At 72.3% G+C, this 10,909-nt stretch carries 12 protein-coding genes; 7 read left to right on the forward strand and 5 right to left on the reverse strand.

The genetic code is table 11. From position 1 onward, the window contains the following. The first annotated feature begins 70 nt into the window (after positions 1 to 70). Entirely contained in the window at positions 71 to 925 is an 855-nt protein-coding gene (locus tag Q0L54_RS07290; RefSeq protein WP_296666636.1) for a phosphatase PAP2 family protein, read from the forward strand. Positions 926 to 1,132: 207 nt separating this feature from the next. Here the strand turns inward: Q0L54_RS07290 and Q0L54_RS07295 are convergent, their stop codons facing one another. Beyond that, positions 1,133 to 1,363 carry a cupredoxin domain-containing protein gene (locus Q0L54_RS07295; protein ID WP_296666639.1) on the reverse strand — a complete coding sequence of 77 codons (231 nt, stop codon included), beginning with the start codon at positions 1,361 to 1,363 and terminating at the stop codon, positions 1,133 to 1,135. Between the two features lies 1 nt (position 1,364). Between Q0L54_RS07295 and Q0L54_RS07300 the strand changes: the two genes are divergently transcribed. From Q0L54_RS07300 to Q0L54_RS07315, 4 genes are all read left to right on the forward strand, one after another. Continuing rightward, positions 1,365 to 1,598, forward strand: a complete 234-nt coding sequence (locus Q0L54_RS07300; RefSeq protein WP_296666640.1) for a hypothetical protein — start codon at positions 1,365 to 1,367, stop codon at positions 1,596 to 1,598. A 174-nt stretch (positions 1,599 to 1,772) separates the two neighbouring features. Then, the gene (locus Q0L54_RS07305; RefSeq protein WP_296666642.1) at positions 1,773 to 2,831 is read left to right on the forward strand and encodes an iron ABC transporter substrate-binding protein; all 1,059 of its coding nucleotides are present in this window, start codon (positions 1,773 to 1,775) and stop codon (positions 2,829 to 2,831) included. A 107-nt stretch (positions 2,832 to 2,938) separates the two neighbouring features. After that, positions 2,939 to 4,459: an iron ABC transporter permease gene (locus Q0L54_RS07310; protein WP_296666644.1), complete on the forward strand. Its 1,521-nt coding sequence runs from the start codon at positions 2,939 to 2,941 to the stop codon at positions 4,457 to 4,459. Continuing rightward, positions 4,456 to 5,517 (forward strand): ABC transporter ATP-binding protein, encoded by a 1,062-nt coding sequence (locus Q0L54_RS07315; RefSeq protein WP_296666646.1) that lies wholly within the window; start codon positions 4,456 to 4,458, stop codon positions 5,515 to 5,517. The genes Q0L54_RS07310 and Q0L54_RS07315 overlap by 4 nt, the downstream gene beginning before the upstream one ends. 46 nt (positions 5,518 to 5,563) lie before the next feature. Here Q0L54_RS07315 and acs read toward each other — a convergent pair whose 3' ends face one another. After that, complete coding sequence (gene acs, locus Q0L54_RS07320; RefSeq protein ID WP_296666649.1) at positions 5,564 to 7,555, reverse strand: acetate--CoA ligase; 1,992 nt, start codon at positions 7,553 to 7,555, stop codon at positions 5,564 to 5,566. A gap of 137 nt (positions 7,556 to 7,692) precedes the next feature. Here acs and Q0L54_RS07325 point away from each other — a divergent pair, with 137 nt between their 5' ends. Continuing rightward, on the forward strand, positions 7,693 to 7,968 hold the full coding sequence (locus Q0L54_RS07325) for a hypothetical protein (RefSeq protein ID WP_296666651.1): 276 nt from the start codon (positions 7,693 to 7,695) through the stop codon (positions 7,966 to 7,968). A gap of 81 nt (positions 7,969 to 8,049) precedes the next feature. On the opposite strand, the gene Q0L54_RS07330 is transcribed toward Q0L54_RS07325, so the two are convergent. From Q0L54_RS07330 to Q0L54_RS07340, 3 genes are all read right to left on the reverse strand, one after another. Then, positions 8,050 to 9,009 carry a hypothetical protein gene (locus Q0L54_RS07330; protein WP_296666654.1) on the reverse strand — a complete coding sequence of 320 codons (960 nt, stop codon included), beginning with the start codon at positions 9,007 to 9,009 and terminating at the stop codon, positions 8,050 to 8,052. 146 nt (positions 9,010 to 9,155) lie between these two features. Next, positions 9,156 to 9,314, reverse strand: a complete 159-nt coding sequence (locus Q0L54_RS07335; protein ID WP_296666655.1) for a hypothetical protein — start codon at positions 9,312 to 9,314, stop codon at positions 9,156 to 9,158. Between the two features lie 101 nt (positions 9,315 to 9,415). Beyond that, on the reverse strand, positions 9,416 to 10,210 hold the full coding sequence (locus Q0L54_RS07340; RefSeq protein ID WP_296666659.1) for an HAD family phosphatase: 795 nt from the start codon (positions 10,208 to 10,210) through the stop codon (positions 9,416 to 9,418). A gap of 111 nt (positions 10,211 to 10,321) precedes the next feature. Between Q0L54_RS07340 and Q0L54_RS07345 the strand changes: the two genes are divergently transcribed. Continuing rightward, a partial coding sequence (locus Q0L54_RS07345; protein WP_296666661.1) for an ATPase, T2SS/T4P/T4SS family occupies positions 10,322 to 10,909 on the forward strand: 588 nt, incomplete at its 3' end.

The following is a 10,909-nucleotide window of genomic DNA, read 5'->3' on the forward strand; positions in this document are numbered from 1 at the left end:
GCGCCGGCGCCTGAGGCCGCCCGGCGCGCTCCGCGCCATGCCCCGACGGGGCGCGCCTAGGGTGGACCGCATGGCTCGACCCCGCATGCGCCCGTCCGATGCGTTCCTCGCGTTGTGGCCCGCCGCGGTCCTCATCGGACTCGGCGTCGCCGGCTTCCTGGGCCTCCTCGACTGGGTGGTCGAGCAGGAGGACCTGTTCCGCCTGGACGAGCCCCTGGTCGAATGGCTCGCGGCCCACCGCACGCCCACCCTGACCACGATCCTCACCGTGGTCACCACGGTGTTCGGACCGGTGGTGCTGCCGATCATCGTGGCGGCGATCGCGCTGGTGTGGTGGCGGGTGACCAAGTCGTGGTGGCACCCCATGCTGCTGGTGGGGGCCATGGTGCTGTCCACGACGCTGACCGTGGTCCTCAAGGCCGTGGTCGGGCGAGCGCGGCCGGGCGAGGACTTCATGTCGGTTCCCGGCTTCGAGACCTCGGGTTCGTTCCCGTCGGGTCACACCATCGGCGCGTCCACGCTGGTGCTGGTGCTGGGCTACCTGCTGTGGCACGAGGACGCGGACGCCTCCTGGAGGCTGACGGCATGGGCGGTGCTGTCCTTCGCGATCATCGGCATCGTCGCCGTGAGCCGCATGTACCTGGGCTATCACTTCCTCACGGACGTGCTGGCGGGCGCGTGCGTGGGCGTCGCCGTGCTCGGCGTGGTGGTGGGCATCGAGCGGTGGCGGGATCTCTCTCTCGAGCGCCGGGACCCGCCCGAGCGGCTGCTGACCTTCGCCGAGGCCGATGCGCAGGAGGCTGCCGTGATGGGTCAGGAGGGCGGGGACGCACCGGGCGGGGACGATGCGTCCGCCGAGCCGCTGCCGTGGGCCGCCCAGAACGTGGACTCCTCCGACGGGGACGAGCGTCCGTCGAGCGAGTGAGAGGCGAGGGCTCCGAACAGACAGGTGCCCCGGGAGGGCAACCGCGCTGGGGGGCACCGTGGTCGCCCCTCCCGGGGACGTCTGGAGCGTCGGGACCGGTGATCCGAGCCTCGTCGCCACTGTGAAGTCTAGAGCCTGGATTCTGCCGCTGCAATGATGCCTTGCAGGGTGTCGCGGTGCCAGGGTGAACGCTCCGATTCCGACGCCCTAGGAGACCGTGATCTCAATCTCCATGCCCATCGCGCGGTGATTCCCGATCGAGCAGTAGAGCACGTACGTGCCGGGCTCGAGGGTGACCGTGAGGGTCGCGGTCTCCGTGGGGCCGATGATGGCCGTGGAGCCGCCCGGGCCTCCCTCGAGCACCAGGTCGTGAGAGGTGCCGCCGTCGTTGCGGAGCTCGAAGGTGACCTCGCCGGCCGCGATCTCCGTGGAGGACATCGTGTACCCGTACTCGAAGGCGCTGACCTCGACGGTGGCCGCCGCCGGCACCGGAGTCCTCGGCTCGGCGGTCGATGTTGGGCTCGGGGTCGCTTCCGACGACGGACTCGTGGACGTGCCCTCGTCGGATGTGCCGCCGCAGGCCGTGAGAGCGAGCGCGGCGACCGCCGCCATGACGGCGACCCTCAACCGCGCACGGGTGGCGCGAGCGGGCGTGTGTGATGCGGACATGTGACCTCCCGCGTTCCACGGTACGCCGTCCGGGCGCGAGCGTTGGCTCGGATCGGCGCTCGCATGCCACCGCGTCACACCAGCCTCCGCATTTTGGTGACTGGCGTGTCACGTAATTCGAGGATAGTCTCCGGGCGTACCGATCCACCGTCCGCCGCCTCTCTCGGGAGTACCGCTCATGGCCCTGCGCCGCGCCCTTGCCGCCTTCTCGCTGCCCGTCCTCGCCCTTGCTGTCGCCGGTTGCTCGCCGGAGTCGCCCGCTCCCGCATCGTCCGCGCCACAGGCCTCCTCCGACGCCGTCGCGGACGGCACCTTCACCCTGTACTCCGGACGGGAGGAGGAGTTGGTGCAGCCGCTGATCGACCAGTTCACCGTTGACACCGGCATCGCCGTCGAGGTGCGCTATGCGGGGACCACGGAGCTGGCGGCGCTGCTCCAGGAGGAGGGCGACGCCTCGCCGGCGGACGTGTTCCTGTCCCAGGACGCGGGTGCGCTGGGCGCCGTGGCAAAGGCGGGCCTGTTCGCGCTGCTCCCCGAGGCCGTCTCGGCGGCCGTGGACCCGGGCTTCACCTCCACCGATGGGTCCTGGGTGGGCGTGACCGGCCGCGCGCGTGTGCTGGCATACGACAGCGAGGCGCTCGACGCGGACGAGGTGCCTGCCTCGGTGCTCGACCTCACCGACCCCGCCTGGAACGGCCAGGTGGGAATCGCCCCCACGAACGCCTCCTTCCAGTCGTTCGTCACCGCGCTGCGCGTGCTCGAGGGTGAGGATGTGGCGCGCGAGTGGCTCGACGGGATGGTCGCGAACGACGTCCAGACCTACCCCAAGAACACCGCGATCCTCGAGGCCGTGCAGGCCGGCGAGATTCAGATCGGCCTCATCAACCACTACTACTGGTACCAGGCCCTGGCCGAGCTGGGCGAGGACGGCATGCGTGCCCGGCTGTCCTTTCCCGAGGCCGGCGACGCAGGCGCGATCGTCAACGTGACCGGGGCCGGCCTGCTCGCCGGCGCGAGCGACGACGCGGACGCGCTCGCGTTCATCGAGTACCTGGTGTCGGACGCCGGGCAGCGGTACTTCGTGGACACCACGTACGAGTACCCGCTGGTCGCGGGACTCGACGTGCCCGACGGGCTGCCTGCGCTCGCCGACCTCACCAATACCGAGCTGGACCTCTCCGATCTCGACACGCTGGGCGACACCACCGCGCTGCTCACCGAGGTCGGGCTGCTGTAGCGTCCCGAGCCATGCGCATCACGGCGAGCCGCACCTCGCGGTCCCCGCGCGTTCGCGCGGTGAGCCTTGGGGAGGCTCGCCGCCCGCCAGCGCCACTCGCGCGCCTGGTGCTGACCGCATCCGCGGTGGTCGCGGCGGGACTGGCCGCCATTCCGCTGGTCTATCTGCTGGTGCGCGTGGTGGGCGCGGACGGCGGCGAGGTGCTCGCCGCGTTGGTACGGCCGCGCACGCTCGAGCTCGCGATCAACACCGTAGGTCTCACCGTCGCCGTCGCCACGGCCTGCCTGGTGCTCGGGGTGGGCTCCGCGTGGCTGTTGGGCCAGACCCGGCTGCCGGGCCGGCGCGCCTGGGTGGTGGTCTCGACTCTCCCGCTCGCGGTGCCGTCGTATGTGGCGGCGTTCGGCTGGGTGGCGCTCACGCCGGTGCGGGGATTCTGGGGTGCGTTCGTGGTGCTGACGGTGTGCAACGTGCCGCTGGTCACGCTGCCCACACTGGCCGCGCTACGCCTTGCAAACCCCGCCCACGAAGATGTGGCCCGCACGCTGGGTCGCTCGCGCGCCCGCGCGTTCCTCGAGTCCACGTGGCCCCAGGTGCGCCCCGCCGCGCTCGCCGGCGTGCTGCTGGTGGCGTTGTACGTGCTGAGCGACTTCGGCGCGGTGGCGATCATGAGGTTCGAGGTCTTCACCTGGGCCATCCACTCCGCGTACACCAGCCAGTTCGATCGCACTCTCGCGGCCGCGCTGTCCACGGTGCTCGCCGCGATGGGCGTCGCGCTGGTGTGGGCGGAGCGCCGGCTGCGGGGCGCGCAGGCCCGGCATGGCTCCACCGTGGCGGCGCGGGTGGTGCGCGCACCGGTGCGGCTCGGTGCCTGGTCCTGGGCCGCGGGCGCGGGGCTCACCCTCGTTCCGCTGGCCGCCGTGGGCGTGCCGCTCGCGGCGCTGCTGCGCTACCTCACTGCGCGGGCGAGCACCGGCACGCGCGTCCCGGCGAGCGAGGTGGCGGCCGATGCGCTGTCGACGGTCGCGCTGGCCGCCGGGGGAGCGCTGGTCGCCCTGGCGCTCGCGCTGCCGATCGGTCTGCTGGCCGCTCGCTTCCGGTCGCGCCTGAGTGCCGCGCTCGAGTCCGCAAGCTACGTGGGACTCGCGCTGCCCGGGATCGTGGTGGGCCTCTCTCTGGTGTTCTTCTCGCTGGCGGTGGTGCCGGCGCTCTACCAGTCGGTGTGGATGCTGGCGTTCGCCTACGGCGTCCTGTTCTTGCCGAAGGCGGTGGGCGCCGTGCGAGCGAGCGTGGAGCAGGTCGAGCCGGGGCTCGAGGATGTGGCGCGATCGCTGGGCGCGACCCGCGCCCGCGTGTGGGCGCGCGTGACGGCCCGGATCGCGTGGCCAGGAATCGGCGCCGGCGTGCTGCTCGTGGCGCTCACGGCCATGAAGGAGCTGCCGGCGACGCTGCTGCTGCGCCCCACCGGGACGGATACGCTGGCGACGTCGCTGTGGCGCCTCACGGAGTCCGCGGCCTATGGCGCCGCAGCCCCGTATGCCCTGGTGTTGGTGGCGGTGGCGGTGGGTCCCGCGGTGCTGCTCACACGTGACGCGGTGGCCACGGTGCGCGAGCGGAGGGACGGCGCATGAGCGAGTTGCAGGTGCGCAAGGTGGTGGCCGCGTACGACGGCGCGCCCGTGCTGCACGGCGTCACCTTCACCGTGCCCTCGGGCGAGCTCGCCGCAGTGCTGGGTCCGTCGGGCTCCGGGAAGTCCACGCTGCTCCGCGTCATCGCCGGGCTTCACCTGCCCCTCGAGGGCGCCATCGTGGTGGGCGGGCGCGTGCTCACGGGCCCGCGACTCGCGGTGCCGCCCGAACGCCGCCGCATCGGCCTGGTGCCCCAGGACGCGGCGCTGTTCCCGCATCTCGACGTCCGCGCCAACGTCGCGTTCGGGCTCGCGCGCGCCGACCGCGCGGGCGCCCGGCCCGAGCAGCTGCTCGCCATGGTGGGGCTGGCCGAGCTGGCGCATCGCATGCCCGGCGAGTTGTCCGGAGGGCAGCGACACCGCGTCGCGCTGGCGCGGGCGCTCGCGCCGGAGCCTGATGTCATCCTCCTCGACGAGCCCTTCTCCGCGCTCGATGCGTCGCTCCGCGCGGAGGTCCGCGCGCAGGTCCGCCAGGTGCTGCGGGCGACCCGCACCACCGCTGTGCTCGTCACCCACGACCAGGACGAGGCCCTGTCCATGGCGGATCTGGTCGCGGTGCTCGACCGGGGCCGGCTGGTCCAGGCGGGCAGCCCCGCGCAGATCTACGACGCGCCGCGCTCGCGGTGGCTCGCTCAATTCGTGGGGGGAGCCGTGGTGGTCCCGGGCAGGTGGACCGGCAACGCCGTCGCCTGCGCGTTGGGCGAGGTGCCGGCCCAGCTAGGCGCGGGCGAGGTGGTGCGGCCCGGCGACGCGGTCGAGCTGGCGCTGCGTCCGGAGCATCTGGTGCTCGAGCCCGCGGACTCGCCGGGCGTCGGCACGGTGGCGCTCGTACGGCACGTGGCGTTCTTCGGGCACGATGCGGTGGTCACCCTGGACCTGCCCGGCGTCGCGGACCCGATCGAGGCGCGCGTGCTGGGGTCGAGCGCCACCACACCCGACACGGAGGTCCGCGTGCGCGCCGACCGGCCGGGCATCGCCTTCGCCGCGTCGGCTGGGTCCTGACGAAGCCGAGCCGGGCCGTTCCGTTCGCGAGGTCGTCGGCGGCGCGTCAGTCGCCCGTGCCGGCCTCGAGGCCGACGCGGATCGCCGTCATCACCGACGAGTCGGCGAGCGTGGTGACGTCGCCCACCTCCCGGTTCTCGGCGACGTCCCGCAGCAGCCGGCGCATGATCTTGCCGGACCGGGTCTTGGGCAGCTCGGACACCACCAGGATGGTGCGCGGCTTCGCGAGCGCGCCGATCTGCTTGCGCACGTGCTTGCGCAGCGTCGCGGCGATCTCCTCCCCGGCGTCGGGGATGTCGTGGGCGTCCCCGCGCACGATCACGAAGGCCACCACGGCCTGACCCGTGACCTCGTCCTTGGCGCCCACCACGGCGGCCTCGGCCACCCACGGGTGCGACACCAGCGCGTGCTCGATCTCGGTGGTGGTGAGGCGGTGGCCGGAGACGTTCATGACGTCATCCACGCGGCCCAGCAGCCAGAGGTCGCCATCGACGTCCTTCTTGGCGCCGTCGCCCGCGAAGTACAGGCCGTCGAAGTGGTTCCAGTAGGTCGAGACGTAGCGGAGGCGGTTGCCCCAGATCCCGCGGAGCATCGACGGCCACGGCTCGGTGATGACCAGGTACCCGCCCTCGCCGTTGGCCACCGGGCGTCCCGCATCGTCCACTACGTCGACCTCGACGCCCGGCACGGCCGTCATCGCCGATCCGGGCTTGGTGGCCGTGACGCCGGGCAGGGGCGAGATCATGATCGCGCCGGTCTCGGTCTGCCACCACGTGTCGACGATGGGGCACTTGTTGCCGCCGATGACCCGGCGGTACCACATCCAGGCCTCCGGGTTGATGGGCTCTCCCACCGAGCCGAGCAGCCGCAGCGACCTCAGGTCGTATCGGGCGGGCGTCGCCTCGCCCCACTTCATGAACGTGCGGATCGCGGTGGGCGCCGTGTACAGGATGGTGACGCCGTACTCCTGCACGATCTCCCACCACCGGCCCTCGTGCGGGGTGTTCGGGGTGCCCTCGTAGAGCACCTGGGTGGCGCCGTTGATCATCGGCCCGTAGACGATGTAGCTGTGGCCCGTGATCCAGCCCACGTCGGCCGTGCACCAGTAGACGTCCGTCTCGGGCTTGAGGTCGAAGACCAGCCGATGCGTGTGGGCCGCGCCCGTGAGGTAGCCGCCGGTGGTGTGGAACAGGCCCTTCGGGGTCCCGGTGGTGCCGGACGTGTAGAGGATGAAGAGCGGATGCTCGGCCTCCACCCATACGGGCTCGTGCTCGGCGGGCTGCGGGTCCACCGCATCGTGCCACCACACGTCCCGGCCGGAGAACCACTCCGTCTTCTGGCCCGTGCGTCGCACCACGAGCACGTGGTCCACCGAGGCGCACGGCTCCGGGTGGTGCTCGCTGGCGGCGAGCGCCTCGTCCACCAGGGGCTTGAGCGCCAGGTGCTCGCCGCGCCGGTTGCCGCCGTCCGCGGTGATCACCAGCTTCGCCTCCGCATCGTCGATGCGCTGGCGCAGGCTCTCCGCGCTGAAGCCGCCGAACACCACCGAGTGGATGGCGCCCACCCGTGCGCACGCCAGCATCGCCACCACGGCCTCGGGGATCTGCGGCAGGTAGATGGCGACGCGGTCGCCCTTGCCGACGCCGAGCGACTCGAGCCCGCGTGCGGCCTTCTGGACCCGCTCGTGCATGTCCGAGTAGGTCAGCGTCTGCGTGTCGCCGGGCTCGCCCACGAAGTGGAACGCGACGCGGTCGCCGCGGCCCTCCCGCACATGCCGGTCCACGGCGTTGTCGCACGCGTTGAGCGTGCCGTCGTGGAACCAACGCGCCACCGGGGCGTCGGACCAGTCGAGGATCTCCGTGAACGTCTCGTGCCAGGCGAGGCGCAGCGCTGCCTCCCGCCAGTACTCCAGCCGGTCCACCCCGGCCTTCTTGTACTCGTACGCGGTGGCGTTCGCGTGCGCCGCGAACGACGCCTGCGGACGGAAGGACCGCGTCTCGGTGTGCAGGTTCTCGAGGGTGTGGGCAGCGTCGACCATGCTGGCCAGCCTAGGACGTTGGTCCCGGGTGCGGGAACGGTTTGTTAGGCGGCCTGGTAGAGCGTCGGATGGGGCGCGGGAGAGCCGATCCGGGGTCTCGGCGCGCGGATTCTGGGCCGCCGTGCGAGCCTGTGGTTATGAGCGCACCCGAGGGCTACGACTACCGCACCCGCACCGGCGGCGAGGTGCACATCTTCCATCACGGCAGGCTCGCCAAGATGTTGAAGGACCAGCCCGCCCAGGAGTTCCTCGCGGCGGTGAAGGACGGCGAGGCACAGGAGCTGATGGCCGCTGCCGTGGGCGGAGCGGGCAAGGGTGGTGGACTCGGCGGCTCGGCCGGGGGGCCTGGCACCCACCTGCACGGGAACGGCGCGGCCCACGGGCAGAAGGAGTTCCGGCGCAAGAGCGGCTGAGCGACAATCAGTCACCCGTGTGGACCGCGGACCTGCCGAAAGCGGCCACCATCTACCCGCTGCGGCTGATGGGCCGCCCGGTCACTCGACCGTGAACTCCGCCGCGACCGAGAACGCGACGGCGGGCGGGACGTCCGCGATGTACTCGACGGGCACGTCGCGCGTCAGCACCTCGGCCAGCACATCCTCCGGCACATCGCAGTTCCGCGAGAGCAGGTTGCCGTCCGCATCGCTCTGGTCCACGCAGTGCTCCTGGATGCGAGGGTCCTCGTAGAGCGCCGTGTAGCCCGCGCTGTACTGCAGCCCCGCGAGCCCGGTGATGCCCTCCTCGGCCAGCACCCGGGCGATGGCCGCGGGTTCGCCCAGGATGATGGGCGACCACTGGTACACCCTGTACGTGCCGGGCGAGAGCTCCCGGTGGCTCTCATTGAAGGCGTCCGTCTCCGCCTGCTTGGCCGCGATCTCCTCCTCGCTCGCCGCGCTCCAGTCGAAGCCGTCCCAGATGGCCGCCAGCTCCTCGGAGACGTCGCACAGCGTCGAGCCGGTGACGTCGACGTTGCTCTGCGTGAGAGTGGTCTCGCCGGGCATCGCGACGTAGTACTCCGGCACGAACTCGGCGCCCCAATCGGGCGACACCACCACATCGTCCCTGGTCACGATGAAGCTGCCCTCGGAGGCCAGGAATCCCAGGCCGGCGGTATCCGTGGTGTAGCCGGGCACCACCGTCACGGTGTCGACGCCGGAGGCCTGTCGCAGGGTCGCGTCGGCCTTGGGGCTCACGCCGTTCGCGGCGCCGGACGGCGGCGTCCAGACCGCGCCGCACTCGGGCGGCTCGAACAGGTTCGCGGCGGACGCATCGACCTCGGACAGCCGGAACGTGAGGGACACCGTCTCGCCAGTGGCAGGCACGGACGCGGAGGCGCTCGGCACGGGCGTGGGCTCGGGCTGCGAAGCCCTCCAGGCCTTCACCCCGAACCAGCCCGCGGCGGCGGATGCGAGGGCGATCGTCACCGCGGCGACGACGAGCAGGATCTTGCGCACTGGGCTTCCTCGAGGGGTGGGGTCATCCCGCCATCACTACCGGGGGATAGTGCAGAGGATACGTCATCGGGAGGGTCGTTTCGAGTCCCTGTGGCGAACCTCGCACGGTTCTTGGCGGGCTCGGAAGGCGCCCGCGCGGCCGTCCGTCAGGACGAGGCGTCGGCGGTGGGGGTGGTGGACGCCGCGGGGCTCTCCGCACCCGTGTCCGGCCCCTCGCCGCGCAGGTTCTCCCAGGCCCAGCCGGCTCCGAACCCGAGCGCCAGACCCAGCACCCCGACGAGCGCGGGGGCGAGCGCCTTGTTCATCTCGGTTGCCTCATTCCGGCCGGTGCCACGTTGCCTCGTCCGCGCCGATTTCACCCTACTGCAGCGGCGTCAACTCGCCGGGAGACGCGACGCGGGGCGGGTCAGTCGGAACCGTCGCGGCGCGAGCCGAGCGCCAGGAACACCACCGCCGCCACGGCCGCGATCGCTATCACCGCCACGAGCGCGGGGCGGACGCCGGAGCGCGCGCGCAGGCCCACGGGCCGGCGGAAGGTGAGCACTCCCCAGCCGTGGCGATGCGCGGTCTTGCGCATCGTCCGGTCAGGGTTGACGGCGAAGCCGTGGCCCACCGCGTCCAGCATGGGCATGTCGGTGATGGAGTCCGAGTAGGCGTAGCAGGCGTCGAGGTCGTAGCCGCGGGTGGCCGCGAGCTCCTCGACCGCGTGGGCCTTCGCCGGCCCGTAGCAGTAGAAGGAGATCTCCCCGGTGAAGCGGCCGTCGGCGACCTCCATGCGCGAGGCGATCACGGCATCGGCCCCCAGCAGCTCGGCGATCGGTTCGACCACCTCGAGGGCGGACGCGCTCACGATCACCACGTCACGGCCGTTGCCCTGATGCCGGCCGATCAGGTCGAGCGCCTCCTGGTAGACCACCGGATCGATGTGCTCGTGGAGGGTCTCGGCGACGATCGCCTCGACCTGCGCCACGTCCCACCCGGCGACGAGCTCGCTGAGCGCGTCGCGCAGGCGGGAGGTCTGGCGCTCGTCCGCGCCGCCCACCTCGAACAGGAACTGCGCGAACGCGGTACGGACCGCCTGCGTGCGCGTGAACAGCCCGCCCTCGATGAACGAGCGCGAGAACGCCATGGACGACGACGTCGCGATGATGGTCTTGTCCAGGTCGAAGAAGGCCGCGCTACGCCGTCCCGATGACTCCATGCCGTCAGCGTAACCTCCGGGCGATGTCCCCGGCCGTAGGCTTCCCGGGCTCGCTCCACGCCCTTGGCGGCGGGTGCGGCGGGCGTGGCGCCGTTCCGGAAGCCTCGAGGGGTGAGGGACGATGCCGCGGGTCCGTTGGGTGCGCTGCTCCGGCTGCCAGGGGTGACGGACGTGCTCGTGCAGTCTCCCGACGTGGCGTGGATCGACCGTGGCGCGGGCCTCGAGCCGCGTCCCCTGGCGCTGGGCGGCGCCGAGCAGGTGCGCGCGCTCGCGGTGCGGCTCGCGGAGAGCGCGGGGCGCCGGCTGGACGATGCGGAGCCCACCGTGGACGCGCGGCTCGCCGACGGCACCCGGCTGCACGCCGTCCTGCCGCCGGTCGCGCAGGGGTGCACGGCCATCTCGTTGCGGCGCGTCCGGGCGGCGCCGTTGGCGATCTCGGACCTCGTGACCAGCGGAGCCGTCCCACGCGACCTCGCGGAGCTGCTTCCCGGGCTCGTGCACGCGCGCACCCCGCTGCTGGTCTCGGGAGGCACCGGCGCCGGCAAGACCACGCTGCTCGCCTCGCTGCTGTCGCTCGTGGACCCCGGCGAGCGGATCGTGCTGATCGAGGAGGCCGGGGAGATCGTCACCGACCACCCTCACGTGGTCCGGCTGGTCGAGCGCCGCCCCAACGTCGAGGGCGCGGGCGGCGTGGGGCTC

Origin of the sequence: Demequina sp., from assembly GCF_024642165.1 — a bacterium.
Taxonomy (GTDB): domain Bacteria; phylum Actinomycetota; class Actinomycetes; order Actinomycetales; family Demequinaceae; genus Demequina.